General features: G+C 54.7%; 26 protein-coding genes. 24 read left to right on the top strand and 2 right to left on the bottom strand.

The features are described from left to right. Positions 1 to 96: 96 nt before the first annotated feature. On the top strand, positions 97 to 1,503 hold the full coding sequence (gene lpdA / locus FAES_RS09435) for a dihydrolipoyl dehydrogenase (protein ID WP_015330972.1): 1,407 nt from the start codon (positions 97 to 99) through the stop codon (positions 1,501 to 1,503). A gap of 105 nt (positions 1,504 to 1,608) precedes the next feature. Beyond that, positions 1,609 to 2,838, top strand: coding sequence for an MFS transporter (locus tag FAES_RS09430; protein WP_015330971.1), 1,230 nt, complete (start codon positions 1,609 to 1,611; stop codon positions 2,836 to 2,838). Between the two features lie 22 nt (positions 2,839 to 2,860). Here the strand turns inward: FAES_RS09430 and FAES_RS09425 are convergent, their stop codons facing one another. After that, a complete protein-coding gene (locus FAES_RS09425) occupies positions 2,861 to 3,586 on the bottom strand; it encodes a carboxypeptidase-like regulatory domain-containing protein (protein ID WP_015330970.1) in 726 nt (241 codons plus the stop codon). Positions 3,587 to 4,073: 487 nt separating this feature from the next. On the opposite strand from FAES_RS09425, the gene FAES_RS09420 reads away from it, so the two are divergent. From FAES_RS09420 to FAES_RS09320, 21 genes are all read left to right on the top strand, one after another. Next, positions 4,074 to 4,373 (top strand): SH3 beta-barrel fold-containing protein, encoded by a 300-nt coding sequence (locus FAES_RS09420; protein WP_015330969.1) that lies wholly within the window; start codon positions 4,074 to 4,076, stop codon positions 4,371 to 4,373. Positions 4,374 to 4,396: 23 nt separating this feature from the next. Further along, on the top strand, positions 4,397 to 4,765 hold the full coding sequence (locus tag FAES_RS09415; protein WP_015330968.1) for a hypothetical protein: 369 nt from the start codon (positions 4,397 to 4,399) through the stop codon (positions 4,763 to 4,765). Next, on the top strand, positions 4,762 to 5,052 hold the full coding sequence (locus FAES_RS09410; RefSeq protein ID WP_015330967.1) for a hypothetical protein: 291 nt from the start codon (positions 4,762 to 4,764) through the stop codon (positions 5,050 to 5,052). The genes FAES_RS09415 and FAES_RS09410 overlap by 4 nt, the downstream gene beginning before the upstream one ends. A gap of 28 nt (positions 5,053 to 5,080) precedes the next feature. Further along, entirely contained in the window at positions 5,081 to 5,731 is a 651-nt protein-coding gene (locus tag FAES_RS09405; RefSeq protein ID WP_015330966.1) for a hypothetical protein, read from the top strand. A 57-nt stretch (positions 5,732 to 5,788) separates the two neighbouring features. Further along, positions 5,789 to 6,421, top strand: a complete 633-nt coding sequence (locus FAES_RS09400; RefSeq protein ID WP_041258743.1) for a DNA cytosine methyltransferase — start codon at positions 5,789 to 5,791, stop codon at positions 6,419 to 6,421. Further along, complete coding sequence (locus FAES_RS09395) at positions 6,418 to 6,606, top strand: hypothetical protein (RefSeq protein WP_015330964.1); 189 nt, start codon at positions 6,418 to 6,420, stop codon at positions 6,604 to 6,606. The genes FAES_RS09400 and FAES_RS09395 overlap by 4 nt, the downstream gene beginning before the upstream one ends. Further along, positions 6,603 to 7,286, top strand: a complete 684-nt coding sequence (locus FAES_RS28925) for a hypothetical protein (RefSeq protein ID WP_015330963.1) — start codon at positions 6,603 to 6,605, stop codon at positions 7,284 to 7,286. Before FAES_RS09395 ends, FAES_RS28925 begins: the two co-directional genes overlap by 4 nt. Further along, complete coding sequence (locus tag FAES_RS09385) at positions 7,276 to 8,634, top strand: hypothetical protein (protein WP_015330962.1); 1,359 nt, start codon at positions 7,276 to 7,278, stop codon at positions 8,632 to 8,634. Before FAES_RS28925 ends, FAES_RS09385 begins: the two co-directional genes overlap by 11 nt. Position 8,635: 1 nt before the next feature. Continuing rightward, on the top strand, positions 8,636 to 9,085 hold the full coding sequence (locus FAES_RS09380) for a hypothetical protein (RefSeq protein ID WP_015330961.1): 450 nt from the start codon (positions 8,636 to 8,638) through the stop codon (positions 9,083 to 9,085). Continuing rightward, a complete protein-coding gene (locus FAES_RS09375) occupies positions 9,082 to 9,762 on the top strand; it encodes a PD-(D/E)XK nuclease-like domain-containing protein (protein ID WP_015330960.1) in 681 nt (226 codons plus the stop codon). The genes FAES_RS09380 and FAES_RS09375 overlap by 4 nt, the downstream gene beginning before the upstream one ends. Continuing rightward, on the top strand, positions 9,759 to 10,391 hold the full coding sequence (locus tag FAES_RS28920) for a hypothetical protein (protein ID WP_051054053.1): 633 nt from the start codon (positions 9,759 to 9,761) through the stop codon (positions 10,389 to 10,391). Before FAES_RS09375 ends, FAES_RS28920 begins: the two co-directional genes overlap by 4 nt. A gap of 28 nt (positions 10,392 to 10,419) precedes the next feature. Then, on the top strand, positions 10,420 to 10,620 hold the full coding sequence (locus tag FAES_RS09365) for a hypothetical protein (protein WP_041257709.1): 201 nt from the start codon (positions 10,420 to 10,422) through the stop codon (positions 10,618 to 10,620). A 118-nt stretch (positions 10,621 to 10,738) separates the two neighbouring features. Further along, complete coding sequence (locus tag FAES_RS09360; protein ID WP_015330958.1) at positions 10,739 to 11,230, top strand: hypothetical protein; 492 nt, start codon at positions 10,739 to 10,741, stop codon at positions 11,228 to 11,230. Further along, positions 11,227 to 12,555: a PBSX family phage terminase large subunit gene (locus tag FAES_RS09355; RefSeq protein WP_015330957.1), complete on the top strand. Its 1,329-nt coding sequence runs from the start codon at positions 11,227 to 11,229 to the stop codon at positions 12,553 to 12,555. The genes FAES_RS09360 and FAES_RS09355 overlap by 4 nt, the downstream gene beginning before the upstream one ends. Positions 12,556 to 12,613: 58 nt before the next feature. Beyond that, positions 12,614 to 13,585, top strand: coding sequence for a hypothetical protein (locus FAES_RS09350; RefSeq protein ID WP_015330956.1), 972 nt, complete (start codon positions 12,614 to 12,616; stop codon positions 13,583 to 13,585). Continuing rightward, entirely contained in the window at positions 13,578 to 13,760 is a 183-nt protein-coding gene (locus tag FAES_RS09345; RefSeq protein ID WP_015330955.1) for a hypothetical protein, read from the top strand. Before FAES_RS09350 ends, FAES_RS09345 begins: the two co-directional genes overlap by 8 nt. Further along, positions 13,760 to 14,029 (top strand): hypothetical protein, encoded by a 270-nt coding sequence (locus FAES_RS09340; protein ID WP_015330954.1) that lies wholly within the window; start codon positions 13,760 to 13,762, stop codon positions 14,027 to 14,029. Before FAES_RS09345 ends, FAES_RS09340 begins: the two co-directional genes overlap by 1 nt. Then, entirely contained in the window at positions 14,026 to 15,027 is a 1,002-nt protein-coding gene (locus tag FAES_RS09335; RefSeq protein WP_015330953.1) for a hypothetical protein, read from the top strand. The genes FAES_RS09340 and FAES_RS09335 overlap by 4 nt, the downstream gene beginning before the upstream one ends. Positions 15,028 to 15,239: 212 nt before the next feature. Further along, complete coding sequence (locus tag FAES_RS09330; RefSeq protein ID WP_015330952.1) at positions 15,240 to 15,713, top strand: hypothetical protein; 474 nt, start codon at positions 15,240 to 15,242, stop codon at positions 15,711 to 15,713. Between the two features lie 2 nt (positions 15,714 to 15,715). Then, positions 15,716 to 15,922: a hypothetical protein gene (locus tag FAES_RS09325; RefSeq protein WP_015330951.1), complete on the top strand. Its 207-nt coding sequence runs from the start codon at positions 15,716 to 15,718 to the stop codon at positions 15,920 to 15,922. Between the two features lie 3 nt (positions 15,923 to 15,925). Beyond that, positions 15,926 to 16,570 (top strand): hypothetical protein, encoded by a 645-nt coding sequence (locus FAES_RS09320; protein ID WP_015330950.1) that lies wholly within the window; start codon positions 15,926 to 15,928, stop codon positions 16,568 to 16,570. Between the two features lie 8 nt (positions 16,571 to 16,578). Here FAES_RS09320 and FAES_RS09315 read toward each other — a convergent pair whose 3' ends face one another. Further along, positions 16,579 to 16,938 (bottom strand): hypothetical protein, encoded by a 360-nt coding sequence (locus tag FAES_RS09315; protein WP_041257707.1) that lies wholly within the window; start codon positions 16,936 to 16,938, stop codon positions 16,579 to 16,581. A 48-nt stretch (positions 16,939 to 16,986) separates the two neighbouring features. Between FAES_RS09315 and FAES_RS09310 the strand changes: the two genes are divergently transcribed. Next, positions 16,987 to 17,721, top strand: coding sequence for a hypothetical protein (locus FAES_RS09310; RefSeq protein WP_015330949.1), 735 nt, complete (start codon positions 16,987 to 16,989; stop codon positions 17,719 to 17,721). Positions 17,722 to 17,960: the final 239 nt, after the last annotated feature.

Genomic DNA, 17,960 nt, shown 5'->3' with positions numbered 1-17,960 from the left:
CGGCCCAAAGCGTGAGAAAATTTTTATAACGCTATTAGTGTTGTCAAACAGGACGTTACTTCACGCGTCAATTCGTACGAGACAATTCAGAATTCCATGCAAGCATACGACGTTATCGTCATCGGCTCGGGGCCGGGCGGCTACACGGGCGCCATCCGTTGCGCTCAACTTGGGCTGAAAACAGCCATTATCGAGAAATACAACGCGCTGGGCGGCACCTGCCTTAATGTGGGCTGTATCCCATCTAAAGCCTTGCTCGACTCCTCGGAGCATTTTTACAACGCCAGCCACACGTTTGCCGAGCACGGCATCAAGCTCGATCAACTGGCCGTCGATCTGCCGCAGATGATCAAGCGGAAGCAGGACGTGGTCGATCAGACGACGAAGGGCATCGCGTTTTTGATGAAGAAAAATAAGATCGATACCTATTACGGCATGGGCTCGTTTGTCGATGCCAATACGGTGAAGATCGTAAAGTCGGACGGCAGCGGTGAAGAAACGATCAGCGGCAAAAACATCGTGATCGCCACGGGCTCGAAACCGCTCTCGTTCCCCTCGATGCCGATTGATAAGCAGCGCGTGATTACCAGCACCGAGGCGCTGAAACTGCCCGAAATCCCCAAGCACCTGATTATCATCGGCGCGGGCGTTATCGGGGCGGAGTTGGGCTCGGTTTACGCGCGGATTGGCGCCAAGGTCTCGTTCGTTGAGTTTGCCGATTCGATGATCCCGACGATGGACAAGACGATGGGCAAGGAATTGCAGAAGGCCGTGAAAAAGCTGGGCGCTGATTTCTACTTCAACCATAAAGTCACGAAGGTTGAGAACACGGGCAATGAGGTCGTGGTCAGCGTCGATACGCCGAAAGGCGAGCAAATCACACTAACGGGCGACTACTGCCTGGTATCGGTGGGTCGTCGGCCCTACACGGACGGTCTGAACCTGGAAGCGGCGGGTTTGGCTACCGATCAGCGCGGAAAGGTCGAAGTAGACGATCATCTGCGGACAAAAGTGCCCCACATTTACGCCCTCGGCGACGTGATCCGGGGTGCGATGCTGGCCCACAAAGCCGAAGAAGAAGGCGTGTTCATCGCTGAAACGATCGCCGGTCAGAAGCCGCACATCAATTATGTGCTCATCCCGAACGTGGTATACACCTGGCCCGAAGTAGCGGCGGTAGGCTACACCGAAGAGGAGCTGAAAACCAAGGCCGTACCCTACAAGCTGGGTACGTTCCCGTTCAAGGCGCTGGGCCGGGCGCGGGCGTCGATGGACATTGACGGGCTCGTAAAAGTGCTGGCTCACAAAGAAACCGACGAAATTCTGGGCGTACACATCATTGGTCCACGCGCGGCCGATATGATTGGCGAGGCCGTGGTAGCGATGGAATACCGCGCGTCGGCGGAAGACATCAGCCGGATGTCACACGCTCACCCAACCTACACGGAGGCCTTCAAAGAGGCCTGTCTGGCCGCTACCGACAACCGGGCGATCAATATGTAATGTATAATGCACAATGTACGATGTACAATGGGCTAACGCATTAACAAAGCGGCTCGCATCAGCCCATTGTACATCGTACATTGTGCATTATACATTATTCTTCTCATGCCTACCTCTCCGCTACGCACCGTGCTGAGCCTGCCCGTATTGGTGGCCGCGCTTGGCTATTTTGTCGACGTCTACGACCTGCTGCTGTTCAACATTGTGCGGGTGCCCAGCCTTACCGAGTTGGGACTGAGCGAAAAAGACATTTCGCTTATTGGAGGGCGCATCTACAATTTTCAGCAGGCAGGTTTGCTGCTCGGCGGCATCTTGTGGGGCATTCTGGGCGACAAACGGGGCCGGTTGTCGGTGCTGTTCGGCTCGATTATCACCTACTCGCTGGCCAACATCGCCTGCGGGTATGTTCAATCCGCAGAAACGTATGCCTGGTTGCGGTTCATGGCCGGGCTGGGGCTGGCGGGCGAACTGGGCGCGGGTATTACGCTGGTGAGCGAAATTCTGCCCCGACACCTGCGCGGTTACGGCACGAGTGTGGTCGCCGGAGTTGGGCTGTTGGGGGCCGTGGCGGCTTTCCTGACCGTGAGCGCATCGGGCAACTGGCGGCTCACGTACCTGATCGGCGGTGGCTTAGGGCTGGTTTTGCTGCTGCTCCGCGTGAGTGTGTTCGAGTCGGGGCTGTTCCGGCAGGTGCAGCAAACGACCGTTCGGCGGGGTAACTTCGGTGCTTTTTTTGCCAACCGTGATCGGTTTCTGCGCTACCTGCGTTGCATGGGCATTTCGCTGCCGACCTACTTCGTTATCGGGCTGCTGGCCACCTTTGGCAATGAGTTTGGCAAAGCACTGAGGATCGCAGAGGCCATCATTCCCGGCAAATGCGTGATGTACACCTACATCGGCATGGTAGCGGGCGATCTGTTCAGCGGGGTATTCAGTCAGTGGCTCGGGTCGCGGCGGGGTGCCATCGGCTGGATGATGGCCTTTACGGGCGTCTTTGTCGTCGTTTACCTGTCGGGGCTTATCGGCTCGGCTTCTCTATTCTACCTCGTCTGCGGTCTGCTTGGCTTTGGCATTGGCTACATCGCCATGTTCCTGACCGTGACAGCCGAAAGCTTCGGCACCAACCTACGAGCCACAGCGACCACCTCCGTTGCCAATAATGTGCGGGCGACGACGTTACTATCGATTCCGGCGTATCAATCGCTGAAAACGCTACCCGCCTTGGGGCCATTGGGGGCTGGTGCCCTGGTAGGCGCGGTTTGCTTTGGGCTGGCCGCCTGGTCACTGGCTACACTCGATGAAACCTACGGCAAAGAACTGGACTACGTGGAGTAACGGATAAATCAACGCATTGGGGTCAATTCCTGAGAATGTCGTCGCGACGGATGTTCTCCGGGGGCGCATTGTTCAGCCCCTGCCGGTACTCTTTGGTGTTGAAATCGCCACGCTTCACCGACTTGATGAAGTTGGCCCAGGCAAACGGATTCAGGAACGGAAAGGTGGTGACTGCCCCCCGGTTGGCAAACGACTCCCGACCCAGAAACTGCTGATTCATGAAGTACTGGTGGTTCGACAGCGCGCCCATTGGCGTGGCGGCCGAAGCCCGCAACAGCGCCTGCGCATCGGTATTTTTGGCCAGCGCATCGCGGTCTTTCTGATCGGGCAGCTTCATGTTGATCAGCGCCTGCTTAAAGAGCTCTTCCGTGGGGTATGGGTAAACCTTCACCTCCGACAGCAACTTTACATCTTCCTGCAAAGCCACTACGGCCGAATAGGTTTGCTCGGTGAGGCGGCGGGGAATGATGTGGTACTGCGTTTTGTAGCCCACGTAGCTGAAAATCACGCTATCGCCGGGGTAAACGGGCAGCGCAAAATAGCCGTTGGAAGCCGACAGCACGCCTTTACCGGCGCGGGGGATAAAGATGCGGGCCAGGGGTAGCGGCTCACTGTTCTTCCCTCCCGTAATGATCCCCGTGAAGGTGATCTGGCTATCCTGCCCCTGCGCCAGGGCGTCGGAGAACGTACCCAGCAGGCCCAGCAACAGCAGGAAACAACCTATATAGCGTGCAATCGATTGATTCATAAGTAACAGCAAGACCCCACAGACCCGTCGAGCGTTGCAATAATAGTCTGGATGCCGGTTAGGCTCATTAAATGAGCATTAGGCCTTCAGTTTGGGCCTTTCAGCAACTTACCCCTTAACAAAGTAAACGTACCTGCGGTTGCAAATGGCGGTTTAAGCGAACAATTTAAGGAATGTTAACCGATTCCCGACTCAGTCCATTCTTAGCGACTCAACCAACGTCGAAGGCCTGATGGTTCGCTAACCGACTCCGATAGAACCGATAGAGTCGATACGGTCGAATGCTCGTGACCCCACTATATGTTGGGGTCACGAGCGCCGTATTTCTTGACACATAATTAGATCATGAGCCTTATCGCCTGACAATTTTTCGAGCCTTCGTACATTAACTGTCAATTATTTTACATCTTTTTCGCTTCAATACTTGACAGATATTTATATAAATACTACATTTACATCATCAAAACGACAACAACAGCACAACGCCATGAAACGCCAACTCTTCCACCTCGCCCACTCGCTTCGCGCCACCGGCCTGTCAATGGCCGATGCCCTCAAACGTGCATGGCAGACCATCAAACTCAAAGCCCAGATGCTGGTAACACCCACGCGCTTCACCTACGTGAAAGAAGACGGCAGCGAACGTACCGCAATTGGCTACTACGGGGCGGCTCCGGTGGTCGAGGGTGGTAAGGCGGAGAATCTGGCTTCGTTGGCGATCCGGTATTTCGATACAGAGGTGAATGGCTGGCGCTCGTTTCGGGCGGATCGGCTGGTAATCGGGTAAGTAACTAACACGCATAAACAGCAATGATAATCTACAGAACAGTGCCCATCGTTGACCGGCTGCCCCCTTTGGGTGAATGGGTTACCACGATTGACCAGGCCGGCAACCATCGCGTCTACCGGCTGACCGAACACGGCTGGAACATGCGCGACGTCGGCGGCACCAACTCACCGCCCGACAACCTGCCGATGACGCATTGGCTGGAAAAACTCACGCTAGACGGTGAGGCCATGATTGGCGAAGTCAACGAGCGATTCGAGCAGTTGAAACGCTACGAATTGGAGTGGTCGAGCTTCTACGATGGCTGGCTAGAGGGCCGGGTAAGCCTGTGCGGGCAATTGATGTTTTCACCAACCCCCAACCGCCCGGTAGCGGGTAACGATAGACGATGACAGACGCGCAAAAAGCCGAGATCACCAAGATCAGCCAAGAGTTCTTTTCTGGATTCGAGGGTACGTTCGACACCATCAACGGCACTGGTTGGCTGGTTGCTGATCCGCTCAGTGGCTACCTCAACTCAGTTGGCTACCAGCACACATTAAGCCAGTTGCCAGAAAACGAAAAGCACCCACAGGTACTGATTCTTGAATTCCCTAATGGCTCTTGGTTCATCCCTGCTGGCGGCGACTTGAAATCAGTCATACCCACTGCCGAAAACTGGCTTTGGATCGACAATTAATCAACCCCTTTCAAACTCCCCAATACCAATGAATAAAGAAACCGCAACCAACGTACCTGCCGATGCGCAGGCCATGCTCAAGCCCTATCAAGTGCTTAACACCGATACCGGCGAAGCAGTCAGCAAGTACAAGTACCTCGAAGGGCACCCGAGACAGTACCGATTCGATGCCAAAGAAGGGGTATTCAACATCAACGGCACGGATAAGGTAGGTCGTACCCTCACCTTTCAGCCCATCGCCTGGCGCATCTTCACCGATAACATCCTGAACATGGGTACGAAGAATTGGGCTGAGCTGTTCTTCATTGATGAGAAAAACTGCGTGTCGGCGGTGCTGTTTCACGGCTACAGCATTGACAACATCTTCCGGTTGATCGAGCCGCTGTACTACGATGACCTGACGCTCGCTGACGTAGTGATTACGGCCACGGCTGAGAAAAAGGAGAATAACAAGATTCAGCCGAAGGGTATCTACTACATCGCTGATTTCACGTACCAGATGGCCGACCCGGCCAAATCGGCGGAGCTGAAAGCGTTCGCCCAGGATTACAAGGTGTTTCGGCAGGAAACGCTGACCGACATCGCCAACATCAAAACGGCCTTCAACTACTACAACCCGTTCGCTCATGCCATTGACGAACCGGTGTTGTCGCCTGTCCTCAACCCTGCCACCGCGTAACCCTACCCATATAGCCCGCTGCTGTGATAGGTGGCGGGCGCTTTTCTCCCTTCGACAATGGCCAAACCAAAACTACTTGATCTTTTCTGCTGCGCGGGTGGGGCTGGCATGGGCTTTCATCGGGCGGGGTTCGAGGTGGTCGGTATTGATCGGAGTCCACAACCCCGCTATCCATTTCGCTTCATTCAGGCTGATGCCCTGCAATACCTTGCTGACAACTGGAAAAACTTTAACGCCTTTCATGCCTCGCCCCCATGTCAGCGGTATTCAGTCCTTACGCCAACTGAGCATCAGGATAAGCACCCCGATCTCATCGGCCCAACCCGTGATTTGCTCCTGGCCACTGGCAAACCATATGACATTGAAAATGTGCCTGGCGCGCGGCATGAACTCCACAATCCGATTATGCTGTGCGGCTCCATGTTTGGCCTGAAAACGCACCGCCACCGCTTTTTTGAAATCGGCTTCGATGTCCTGATTATGACGCCCGCCTGTAAACACGACTTCATCCCAACGGTCGTGTCAGGCACCACGAAGCGATTGGAGAATGGCAAACGGCGTGAACACACGGTTGCCGAGTGCAGGGCTGCAATGGACATTGATTGGATGATCAGAAAGGAGCTGGATCAGGCAATCCCCCCTGCCTATACGGAGTATATCGGCAACCATATGATTGAGTATCTAAGATGATCACCGACCAACAATTCAAGCGCGGTAGCCGGGTACGGGTCACGGTGACCCGGCGTGGTATCCACATCCGCAACTACAACGCCACGTTCGTTTCGTGGTCGCCTTCCGGCAACGCGTACCTGATGGCCGACGACGGCAAGCATAAGACCGTCAGCGCCGAATCCTGTAAACTGATCAAACAATGAAGCTGATACCGATACTCTTTTCTACCCCGATGGTTCAGGCCAATCAGGCGGGCATCAAAAGCCAGACCCGGCGCATTACCGGCAAACTGAAGGTTGTCAACGAGCAGTTGCGGCACGATTGGACCGTAACGCCAATAGCCGTCAAAGGTGGCTTGCCCTGCTTCGTGTTTACGGCGCCCGGTATGGCCGACGTGGTGGCCTCGTCTCCTTACGGCAAGCCGGGTGATGTGCTTTGGGTACGTGAGACGTACTGCCCATTGGTCGACCACCATTGGGCCAAAGAACAACCCTACGCTTATAAGGCCGACCAGACGAGCGCCGACAGTGACGATTACCGGCAACAGTACATCAAGGCGGGCTACCCCTACCAGTGGAAACCATCCATCCACATGCCATACGCTGCCTGCCGTATGTGGCTACAGGTTAAGTCGGTACGCGTTGAGCGGTTGCAGGACATCAGCGAAGCCGATGCTAGAGCTGAAGGGGCTACCCAGGGTATCTATCGCCCATACGGCGAGAACGGCTGTCAATTAGAGGTCAACGAGTACGCCCGGTACGTTGATGGATACCGTTTCATCTGGCACAATATCAATGGCCCCGGCTCATGGGAGAAAAACCCCTTCGTGTGGGTAGTCGAGTATCAACGCATTGAAAAACCGCAACTGACCAATGACAACTGACCAAACCGAAGCCCTGGAAGCCGTCGTATCTGAAGTATCCAGCCAACCCGACCCCACCACCCTTGCCACGATTCCCGCCGCTGAGCTGGAAGCGATCAGCGCCACCGACCAACAACTCGCCAGGTTGCTGACTGAAGCCGAACGCATTGCCGCGCTGGGCGTACCCAAAACGCAGGCCGAAGCCGACCTCGTCCATGACTTTACGATGGTGGCCGTCAAGGTGCGTACCGACGCCGAAAAGCTGGCCAAAAAAATAGCCGCGCCGTTCAAAGCCCAATACGACGCCATTAAGGCCGAAGGGGAGCGCATTGGTGAAGAAGCCCGTAAAGCCGAAGCACTCACTCGACCGTTGAAGACTGTCTGGGATGACGCCGACAAAGAGCGGAAGCGGCAGATTGCCGAAGCCCGCGCCGCCGAAGAGCGCGCCAAAGCGGCCCGAACGTTGGAGCGGGCCAGTGCCCTGCATGCGTTGGGGGTGTTGTCACAGGCTGGCTACTATGTGTACGGTGAGATCCGGATCGAAGCGATTGAGTTGACCACGCTGCCCGATGAGGAGTGGAATACGCTGTACGGTCAGGTCGAAGCCGCCCACGCTGAGCAGAAGCGCAAAGACGAGGAATTTGCCGAGCAGCTGCGCCGCGACGTGGAAGCCGAGAAGAAACGCCAACAGGACGAAGCCGCCGCGCTGAAACGGCAGCAGGACGAATTGCTCGACGGTCGGTTGGCGCTGCGGATTGACAAGCTGGTGGGGATGGGCGCTTACGAGGAAGATGAATTTCATATTGTCTATGACCGGGTTTGGACCATCACCGACAAAGCCGAACTACGCGCGTGTTCGGATGGCACGTTCAACCAGATGGTTGTTGACCTTGATGCTTATAAGGTTCGGGCCGCTGAACGGATTTTAGAGAAAGCCGAACAGTATCGGATCAAAGGCGAAACGATCAAGCGTCGTACCGAGCAGCTTACCAGTTTGGGGTTTGCGTTGGAAGGTGGCAAATGGGCCTACCCAGATTACGACAAGACCATACCCAATAGTGGACTTGAGTACTGGCGTGAAGACAGTCAATTCGATTCGTTCGTAAGCGAATTCACGAACTGGAAAACCGAACAGGCCAACGCCGCCAAACAGGCCGAAGCCGACGAAAAGGCCCGCAAAAAAGCCGATAAGGAACGTACCCAACGGCTGGCCAAAGACAAGAATCTACTGCACAAGTTCGCGCTGTCGATCGGCAATCTGGCTTTTCCAGAGCCAGAAAACGACGAGTCAAAGGCGTTGCTGATCGAGTTCAACGCGCGCCGTGTTGCCCTGGCCGAAGAGTTCATTGAGCGCATCAGAACCCTTTGATATGGCTGGCAAGACGATAACCGCGCTGGGCAACATCACTGCTGGTCAGCTCTACATCAGCGACCGCGACAAGTTTGACGACGCCGTTGCCAACGTACCTGACTGCGTGGTTGAGGTGGTGGTTACGAAGGTGTACAGCAAGCGCAGCAACCAGCAGTCAAAATATTATCACGGCGTCGTGTTGCCACTCATTCAGGCAGCGATGTCGGACGTAGCGGGCGAGAGGCTCACCCACGGCGAAACGCACGAATGGTTGAAACGGCAGTTTAACAGCCGCGACATCCCGACCGAAAACGGCCACATCATCACCCTGTCGACCGAAACGCGTAGCCTCGACACAGCAGCCTTCAGCGAGTACATCGAACGCTGCCGACAGTTTGCCGCCGATACGTTGGGTATTGACGTGCCCGACCCGATTAAGCTAGAAACCGCTAACCAGCAACTACCGTGAACGACATTGAATACAGGCAGCTCCCCCATTGGGCCAACTCCGACCTCTCCGCCCTGGCTGCCCACATGTTTGGCCGCAAGCCGATTCGGGCATCTGCCGAGACGTTAGCGTTTGGTACCGCGTTTCACACGCTGATTTTGGAGCCAGAAAAATGCAGCGTCTACGAGACGCCCTTTGTTGAGCGCACTTCCGACGAGTATTTCCGGCTAATGGATATGCGCAACGCCGTGATCAATGGCGGCGAAGGCGATTTGTTCCACCTGCTCAACAGCGCCGATCGTGAGCAGGTACGTACATGGACAGATCCCACAACCAACCTGCCCTGCAAAGCCAAGATTGATGCCATCGTGTTGCCGCGTCGTGTACACCTGATCGACTTGAAGACAACCTCGTGTCGATCAAAGAGCGAATTCATCGACACGTGCCACGAGTACGATTACGACCGGCAGGCGGCGCACTATTTGAGCAGCGACGACAACGCCAAGTTCTTCGAGTTCGTGGGCGTTCAGAAGCAGCCACCGTATCAGGTGTTTCGGCTGCCGTTTCATCGATCAGAGGCGTTTATACGCGGCGGGTTTGTCAAGCGCGACAAGTTGCTCAAGCTGGCCGCTGAGCAGGTACGTTCAGGTGGGTGGGTGCCGAGTAGTTGGAGAGTAGAAAACGAGACAATCAGATGAAACCTGCCCCACTTTGCTGGCCTGTCAACCGCGTACGGCAGCGGTTTCGTGAATCGCCACGCACTACGTTGACGATCGCCAACGCCTTACCTGCGCTACGTAAGGAGTTGGCTATGTTGGGCGTGATTCGCGTGGTCATCACCTCCAACGCCAAGCTGAAGAAAAACGGTGACCCCTATAGCCAACAGCCAAAGACGGTCGATGATCCCGGCGTCGCCGTCTGGTTTGAACATGTTCGGGCCAAAGGGCATCAGTTCTGCTTAGCCTGCGATCAGTACGACACGATTGCGGGCAATCTGAACGAAATCCGGTTAGCGGTTGGTGAGTTGCGCGGTTTTACCCGGCGCATGTTATTGCCCGTCGGGGAAGCCCTCAAGCCCTTTGGCGCTGTGCCGACCAACGTATCTAGCCCAGCGCCCACACCAAAACAGCCAGCCAAGCCAGCTACAATTACGCCGTATTGGCAGCGGGTGTTAGGGGTCGACACAATAGGCGCAGATCGGCTTACCTGGAAGCACTGCTTGACGGCATACCAAGCCAAATTACGGCAAGAACTTACCCAGCAACAACGAGACGCGCTTGTCGCGGCTCAGACCGAAGCCGCCATGCATTTCGGTCAAGACATATAAACCCGCTCGACAGTAAACAACATAACCCATGAGCATACGAGACAGCGCCGAAAAGATGGTCAGTGACTACCATGATACCGCAAGTCCGCACCACGCCGACGACGATGCGCTTATTGAGCGCATCGTCAGTCTGGTCATCGCCACCTATAATAAGGGGTTGGCACGGGCTGAGGCAGCAGACGGTGATCGGCCCACCACCCCCGACCCACCACGTCGGGCTTTTACTTAGCTCAATTACTTGACTTGCTAATTATTAGTACACTAATTATTTGCTTGACAACTAACCGTATTTCTCTTTATATTCGTACGAATTACAACACAGTACCACCAACTACACTCACGTTTACATGTCTGCTCCCTTAGGGAATGACTTTGCCACTGGTAACGCTGGCGGTCGTCCTACCCTGTACCGTAATGAGTACGCACAGCAGGCGTATAAGCTCTGCCTGCTCGGTCATACAGACGCCGAGTTGGCAGAGTTCTTTGATGTCACCGAGCAGACGGTCAACAACTGGAAGGTAGAACACGAAGAGTTTTTTGAGTCCATAAAAAGGGGCAAAGCCATTGCGGACGCCGAGGTGGTCGAATCGCTCTTCAAACGCGCCACGGGCTACAGTCACGACGACACGCACTTCAGCACCTACGAAGGGGTCGTTACCGAGACACCGACAACCAAGCATTACCCGCCCGACCCGACAGCGCTGATCTTCTGGCTTAAAAACCGCCAGCCCAAGAAGTGGCGTGATAAACACGAGGTGGCTGTTGAAACCAATGGTGTGCAGCGGATACGGCGCGACGAGGAATCGGGCGACATCATTATAGACATCGCGCCCGAATGAGAAAGCTGCACCTGTCGGCCAAGCTGTTCACCACCGCCTACCGCAAGTTTCGGGCGGTCGTGCAGCAGTTATACCGCTACGTCGTGTTTTTCGGGGCTGCCGATAGCAGTAAGAGCTACAGCGCGCATCAGGACATTGTACTCGACCTGATGACCGCCAAAGCCGATATTCTGGTCATGCGCAAACAGGCCAGCCACATTCGGGAATCCTGTTACAAACTACTCAAGGCTATTATTCTGGCGTGGGGGCTCACCACCTCGTTCGATTTCTTCTACAGCAGCGACAAACGCGAGATCGTCTTTAAGCCCACCGGTCGCAAGATCGTGTTTATGGGCGTCAACGACCCCGAATCGCTCAAGTCGCTGTTTGGCTTCTACCGGGTGCTGATCGAAGAGGCCAACCAACTCGAATGGGGCGACTTTCTGGAAATCGACCGCCGCGCCCGTTCTGAGCAGTTTATTCAGATCATCTTACTGCTCAATCCCGTCTCTGAATCGCACTGGATCAAAAGCAAACTGATCGATGACGCGGCTTACGCGGGGCAGGTGGGCAGTTGCCACGTCACGTACCGCGATAACGAGTACATCACACCCGAGCGAATCGCGGCGCTGGAACGACTCAAAGACGTTGATCCCTACCAGTACCGGGTGTACGTGTTGGGGCTGTGGGGCATTATCCGGCCTGACAACCCGTACTTCCACAAGATCAACCCGACGGTGCATTTCGGCAAGGTGGTTTACAACCCGCGCATTCCGGTGTACTGCTCGTTTGACTTCAATAAGATCAACTCGGTGACGCTGCGGCAAAAGCCTGTGATTAACGGCGTGGAGGTGCCACAGTTTTTCCGGGAGATCCACCAGGGCGGCGAAGGGCTCGACCTGGAATACATCTGCAAAGAGATTGCCCACACCTACGGGCGCAGCAACCAGCTACACATCACCGGCGATGCATCGGGCGGGGCGTCCAACGCCTTAACGCCTGGCAACCGGTCGGCGTGGCGACTGACTCAGACCTACATGTCGCAGTACGGGGCGCACTACACCAACTATCAGGTGCCCAAAGCCAACCCACACACCGACGACGCCCGCTTCGTGGTCAACGCCCTGATTCACCACTACGGCGACGATTTCAAGATTGACGACAAAGCCTGTCCAGTGCTGGCGGCCGACGTGCAGCGGTGCAAAACCGCCACGGATGGCAAGCTCGACAAAGACGACTGCAACAAATTCGACTACGGGCACCTCTCGGACTGCGGGCGCTACGACCTCTGCAATTTCGAGTACACCACGTTCCGAAGTCTGGGCCACTATAAGAAAGCGGCTTAGAAATATCCAATGTCCATAAAGCAAATCCCAGCATTTCACCTCTCGCTCCCTTAGAAAAATGATACAACACGTACTTGAACCCCGCTACAAAAAGGCCATTCTCGAACTGGTCGGTCAGCTATCCAGTGACAAGCCGCGACGCGTCAACACGATGGTGTTCTGCCAGCGTCACGACGTTGACAACCGGTTCTTTCAGGCGTTGGAAGAGATAGGCGCGATCAAAAGCAAGGGTGAGGCCGGTATTGATGTCTACGAGTACGTGCGGATGGGTGCGCTGATGAAGCTCAGCGCCGCCGATGTGCTGCAAAAGCTGGGTATTGGTAACCCTTCAGTTGCCGAGACAGCAGCATCCATTGTTGTCGATGCTGAGAAGAAAGCGAAACCCGTCATTGAGTTCTTTGATCCGGCCGACAATGAGCCTGCGGATGAACCCCCTAAGCTGGAAAAGGGAATACAGGTCGTCCTTCCCTTGCCATCGTCTGCGTCTGAGGTGCTGCATAAACTCGAAGAGGCAGTCAGCAAATCGGCGGGGGTTACAGTGGTTGAAAGCGAAAAAGTCAAAGCATTGCGCGAATACGGGCAGCGTGAACGTGATGCGCTCACCAAAGCTGCAAAGGAAACGCAAAGCGGCTGCAAAGGGAATTGCAAAGGCCCGGCAACGTACCCCGATTTGTCGGTTGATGGTGCTGCTGTTCTGGAATGCTGGCATAACCCAGCCGAGAAACCGTTACCACCGTTTGACGCGCAGACTAAGCCCGGCTACCCGATCTTCCCAGACATCGCGCCATCGCTGCCAATGCTCAAATCAAACGCCGATATGGTCATGTACGTCGTGGATATGATCGTTGCTCACTGTGGTGATGAGCCCCACGACCAGGAAGCCGTAATGGTCAGCATACAAGACCGTTTGGCTGTCCAACAACAAGTGCGCGCCCAGCAACTGCAAGACGAAGCCGAGGCGATGATAAGCCGTTCGCAAACGTACCTGAAAACAGCCGCCAACATTCGCCCCACTTACGCTCATGACTAACCGATACGAAAACGAAACGCCCGAGCAACGGGCCGAACGGCTCAAGCGGCTTGAAACCAAAACCAGGCAACTCGAATCGGGCACCCACGGCCTCGACAAAAACCTAAACATCGTCTCACTTGCCGACAACCCGAACGCGATTGTTGTGCCAACCTTCGGAAGATCGAAACGCTGATGGATAACCGACACGACGCAGGAATGGGCAATTGGCTACACTGCTTTGTAGCCTGCTACGACAAGTCAATGGTCGACATGGGCCTTGATACGGATAAGACAGAATGGCTGCCCATGTCAATCAAGATCAGCGACATCAGCGCGTTTAAGTCAACCGGCGAAAACGAAGGTGGCGACATGAACGATCGGTGCCGGGTCTTCATGCTGAATGGCGAATCGTTTACGCTCAATACGACCTACTCACAAGTGCTAAAAATCGTACAGGCATGACTAACCCCTTTGCCTCCATCGTCGGCCTGCGTGGCCTCAACAACGAAGCCCGGAGCATCTACGTCAACGACCTGCCCGGCATCAGCACGGAGTTGGTTACCGCGCTGCGTAAGGACGATCAGACCGTTGCCGATACGTGGGCACGGATCAACGATCTGGCGCTGAGCAAGCTGTCAGCCATGCTCGAAACCGAGTTCAACAAGTCGGGCGAGTTCAAGCATACGGTGGCCAGCTCGTCGGTTTTTGAATTCAAGCCCACGGACCTACGCGAAGCTGTGACAATGGACAGCCGGTTGCAGGGATGTCGCTTAACTGTGCCTTATGCCCCGTATCGGCAGGTACGTATTGATGGGCTGTACGCGAATTTGACGGTGGCGATTGCGGCCACAGTCGAGGTAAAAGCCTATAATTTGATGACCGGCGACTATCTCGACAACCAATCAGTCTACCAGAAAACAGGGCCCCAAAACTTTACGCCATTTGCGGAGCCGATGGTATTTGATGTGCCATTACATGGCTTGGACCTATTCGTAGGCGTTGAGTCGCCTAACCTCACACTGTCCGAAATAGGTGGCGCAGCAAACCCACTGACAGGGGATAGTGGTGCAACCATGACTACGGGTACGCTGGATGGTGCCAACCGCACAGCGTCAGGCTTTGTCGCTACCGACTGCCGATTCTGGTTTGTGTCGTCAGTGAGTCATTCACTGTCGGCAGTCATTGCGCGTTATGCCTTCGATTTGGCCGACGCGTTCCGCCACCTCACCGGCAGCTGCCTGATGGATGATAAACGCGGCTCGACCCGGATCAACCTCTACACGAATACCAACCTGGAATTTGCCGCTGAAAAGGCTGAGAAACTATGCGATGACGCGTACAAGCTACTCAAGCCCATCGCCCGACGCATTCTGACGGACCTGGCCAACGTACCTGGCCCGGTGGTGCAGGCGGATAGTGAGGTGCAGGCTGGGTATTACCGTGGGTCAATGCTCGGATAGCCTACAATCGTTCAACCAGTTCAAACACCCTATACCATGTTCACGATTCCAATGCTCATAATGTTCGCTTTAGCGATAATCGCCGTCGGTGTTGCTTCTGCTAAGCACAACGAACCCAAAAAGGGCAACTACAATGTTTGGTCGACCTTAATCGCTTCATGCATTGAACTTGGGCTTTTGTACTGGCACACGCGTATTCTGCTCGGTCAGTAATGTTCACCCTCGACACCAACGCCCCCGAAGTCATTGCCGCGCTGCAACGTCAGTTCGAGCAACTGGACACCGAACTGCCCGACATCCTGGGCGACAGCGTGGATATGGGCCTCGATCTGATCCGCGACCGGGTACGGAATCGGGGCGTGGGTGCTGAAGGGCAGGTGCTGCAAACCAAGAGCCGGCAGCGTATCGGGGCGTACTCAGCCGGTTACGCGAAACGACGCACCGAACGAGGCAAATCAACCGATCGGGTTGACCTGACCGATACCGGGGCCATGCTGGACGATTTGCGCAGGCTGTCGGTCGGCGGCGATACGGCAGAGGGCGGGTTTGGTAGCTCAACGCAGGCCGATAAAGCCGAATACCTCGAAGCGTATTACGGCCCGGTGGTGAGCCTGTCCGACAGCGAAGAGGGTACGATCGTAGCGTACGCAGAGGAACGAGTTGATAAGATCATAAAGCAGGACTGAGAATGAAGATTCTTGATAAACTATTCCAAATCGCAACCGTGGGCTTTTCTGCGTTCATGGCCTACAAATTCTTAATGGCCTATCACGCACCCGAATGGTTTGCTGTTGCCTTTGGTGGCGGGCTGTTCGTGATCAGCATGCTATTGCATTCATTGATTGATGAACTGGTAGAGATACGCAGAAAGCTTAATCAGAAGACAGAGCAATAGCCCATGATCGCCCCAATCATCACCGCCATTAACGACGCGCTGCACAACTACGAAGGCGATATCCACAGCATCCGCGATAAGAACGGCGACGTGCTGCCCTCGCGCATTCTGGGCCTCGTACGTCCCGCCTACAGCAGCAGCGAGAAGCACTTCACGCTGTTTGTGCCAGGTCAGCCGTACGCATTCTCTGGCGACTTCTCAACCGACTTCGACACCGAGCAGCTTTCGGCAACGGTTGAGCAGCCCATCACCGACGACGATGCATTAGGCTGGCTGTCCATGCACACCACGGCGGGCGTTGCGGTCGATTCGGAGCCCTACACGCAAACGTACGGCTCGTATCAGCAAACGTCATTCCGGTTTCAAATGCGCTTTATCCTGCTCAGTCGTGACCCGTCGGCCATTGGCCGGGCCATGATGACGCTGCCCACCGTGCCGGGTGTCCGGCTCTACGGCACGATTGAAGACAACGCGCCCGACATTATGAAAAAGTATCTGGGCTTTGGCCCGGAGAAGCAAAAGAGTATCGACCCGGGCCTTTGGGCGTGGGCGATCCCCTACCAGATCGAAGGGGTCAGCAACGATGACATCCGGGCGTTTTATGCTGAGTTGACGCCACAGGCAACGCGATACACGGCTACTTTCTAGATGTATCGCTATTCTTTATGATCGAAGAAACTCAAGTCTTCTGTTTTGCCACTAATAGGGCCCGTTGCCCAGTCAGAAAAAGTCAGCACTCGACTTGTGCGATAGCGAAAAGTCGCTGGCTTCAGATCGGCGTGAATATCGAACATAACCCAGCGGTTTTTTGCCTCATGTACACTTTCGACTACGCAGGTAGATTGATTTAAGACTTGGCCTGCTTCGTCCAATAGCTCAATGTTCACTTTACATTTTACGGGGCTTGTGCGCTCCGACCACTCAAAGAAGTAACGAAATCGCAAATCACCATTGATAGAAACTTTTTTGGTGGTGAGATGCCGGAGGGCAAAGGATGGCTTTTTGTTCTGTAGCATAAGCCAAATATAACGCACTTCAATTGACTGAAAACTAACGCAATTAATATGCACCCGAATTTTAAGGACGCCCTCGAAAGGGGTTATTTGGAGGTAGCCAAATGGCCGGACGGTGGGCCAATAATCATCGAAGGAGCGACGTACTATCTGCCTACCGACAGCGGGGCAAACCTGTTCATTAAGCGATTCCATGCCATAACCGACATGGTACGCAAGCACAATGAATTAGGGCTGTCAGACGAGGTTTTGACAACAGCCTTTGCAACAATCATTGACCTCAACAAACAGTCGTTGCGGCAGATGTTGCGGGGTGATGGACAAGAACCCGACACCTCAGCCAATACCGAAATCGAGGTAATCATTAAGCGGCTACAGGTACGTAAAGAGCTAGGCTTAGATATAGCCATGATTTACGAACTAGCGACCCTCTACTGTATGAGTGAGGACGAAGACCCGACGGATTACGATACTGCCCATAACCGTAAAAAACAGGCGATCTGGAGCCAAAAACCAGAGATGTTCCCTTTTTTCGCCAAACAGCCTTGGAACAAATTCCTCAACTTATCCAAGCTGTTACAAGCAGATATGAAGTCTGTTTCGTGGTTGGGGAATCTGGCCGATCAGAACACAGAAGAGTGGCTGGATTTGAAGCGCATCCTACTACAGAGGGAATCGCTTGGTTTGACGCCAGAGACGATGAACATTATCGGATTGCGAATGGAGACCCTACAAAATTACGATGGCTTACTACATGCACTATTGGGGACTACTACCGGCATATAGCCAGCTACGTGCGAGTAGAAAGCGCGAAGCTATCGACGGCGGACACTACTGCGGTATGAACGTGAACTGCTACGGCTTCGATAACTAGAGCCGGATGAATGATAAGGCGAACTGCGCTTTATATACGTTTTGTTGCCATTGGAATTGATGTAGAAGCGGCCCCCTCGCGGGCCAGTATGTATCTCTGCGCCCGTACTTGGCGTATAGCCGTTACGGCTAGTTGATGTGGATTCGTATTC

Source organism: Fibrella aestuarina BUZ 2, assembly GCF_000331105.1.
In the GTDB taxonomy this organism is placed as follows: domain Bacteria; phylum Bacteroidota; class Bacteroidia; order Cytophagales; family Spirosomataceae; genus Fibrella; species Fibrella aestuarina.
This window is presented reverse-complemented; position numbering and strand designations above follow the sequence as displayed.

What these genes read in the sequence shown, in the direction of transcription:
- lpdA (WP_015330972.1), top strand. Translation starts at nt 97, where the DNA reads ATGCAAGCATACGACGTTATCGTCATCGGCTCGGGGCCGGGCGGCTAC.
- FAES_RS09430 (WP_015330971.1), top strand. Translation starts at nt 1,609, where the DNA reads ATGCCTACCTCTCCGCTACGCACCGTGCTGAGCCTGCCCGTATTGGTG.
- FAES_RS09425 (WP_015330970.1), bottom strand. Translation starts at nt 3,586, where the DNA reads ATGAATCAATCGATTGCACGCTATATAGGTTGTTTCCTGCTGTTGCTG.
- FAES_RS09420 (WP_015330969.1), top strand. Translation starts at nt 4,074, where the DNA reads ATGAAACGCCAACTCTTCCACCTCGCCCACTCGCTTCGCGCCACCGGC.
- FAES_RS09415 (WP_015330968.1), top strand. Translation starts at nt 4,397, where the DNA reads ATGATAATCTACAGAACAGTGCCCATCGTTGACCGGCTGCCCCCTTTG.
- FAES_RS09410 (WP_015330967.1), top strand. Translation starts at nt 4,762, where the DNA reads ATGACAGACGCGCAAAAAGCCGAGATCACCAAGATCAGCCAAGAGTTC.
- FAES_RS09405 (WP_015330966.1), top strand. Translation starts at nt 5,081, where the DNA reads ATGAATAAAGAAACCGCAACCAACGTACCTGCCGATGCGCAGGCCATG.
- FAES_RS09400 (WP_041258743.1), top strand. Translation starts at nt 5,789, where the DNA reads ATGGCCAAACCAAAACTACTTGATCTTTTCTGCTGCGCGGGTGGGGCT.
- FAES_RS09395 (WP_015330964.1), top strand. Translation starts at nt 6,418, where the DNA reads ATGATCACCGACCAACAATTCAAGCGCGGTAGCCGGGTACGGGTCACG.
- FAES_RS28925 (WP_015330963.1), top strand. Translation starts at nt 6,603, where the DNA reads ATGAAGCTGATACCGATACTCTTTTCTACCCCGATGGTTCAGGCCAAT.
- FAES_RS09385 (WP_015330962.1), top strand. Translation starts at nt 7,276, where the DNA reads ATGACAACTGACCAAACCGAAGCCCTGGAAGCCGTCGTATCTGAAGTA.
- FAES_RS09380 (WP_015330961.1), top strand. Translation starts at nt 8,636, where the DNA reads ATGGCTGGCAAGACGATAACCGCGCTGGGCAACATCACTGCTGGTCAG.
- FAES_RS28920 (WP_051054053.1), top strand. Translation starts at nt 9,759, where the DNA reads ATGAAACCTGCCCCACTTTGCTGGCCTGTCAACCGCGTACGGCAGCGG.
- FAES_RS09365 (WP_041257709.1), top strand. Translation starts at nt 10,420, where the DNA reads ATGAGCATACGAGACAGCGCCGAAAAGATGGTCAGTGACTACCATGAT.
- FAES_RS09360 (WP_015330958.1), top strand. Translation starts at nt 10,739, where the DNA reads ATGTCTGCTCCCTTAGGGAATGACTTTGCCACTGGTAACGCTGGCGGT.
- FAES_RS09355 (WP_015330957.1), top strand. Translation starts at nt 11,227, where the DNA reads ATGAGAAAGCTGCACCTGTCGGCCAAGCTGTTCACCACCGCCTACCGC.
- FAES_RS09350 (WP_015330956.1), top strand. Translation starts at nt 12,614, where the DNA reads ATGATACAACACGTACTTGAACCCCGCTACAAAAAGGCCATTCTCGAA.
- FAES_RS09345 (WP_015330955.1), top strand. Translation starts at nt 13,578, where the DNA reads ATGACTAACCGATACGAAAACGAAACGCCCGAGCAACGGGCCGAACGG.
- FAES_RS09340 (WP_015330954.1), top strand. Translation starts at nt 13,760, where the DNA reads ATGGATAACCGACACGACGCAGGAATGGGCAATTGGCTACACTGCTTT.
- FAES_RS09335 (WP_015330953.1), top strand. Translation starts at nt 14,026, where the DNA reads ATGACTAACCCCTTTGCCTCCATCGTCGGCCTGCGTGGCCTCAACAAC.
- FAES_RS09330 (WP_015330952.1), top strand. Translation starts at nt 15,240, where the DNA reads ATGTTCACCCTCGACACCAACGCCCCCGAAGTCATTGCCGCGCTGCAA.
- FAES_RS09325 (WP_015330951.1), top strand. Translation starts at nt 15,716, where the DNA reads ATGAAGATTCTTGATAAACTATTCCAAATCGCAACCGTGGGCTTTTCT.
- FAES_RS09320 (WP_015330950.1), top strand. Translation starts at nt 15,926, where the DNA reads ATGATCGCCCCAATCATCACCGCCATTAACGACGCGCTGCACAACTAC.
- FAES_RS09315 (WP_041257707.1), bottom strand. Translation starts at nt 16,938, where the DNA reads ATGCTACAGAACAAAAAGCCATCCTTTGCCCTCCGGCATCTCACCACC.
- FAES_RS09310 (WP_015330949.1), top strand. Translation starts at nt 16,987, where the DNA reads ATGCACCCGAATTTTAAGGACGCCCTCGAAAGGGGTTATTTGGAGGTA.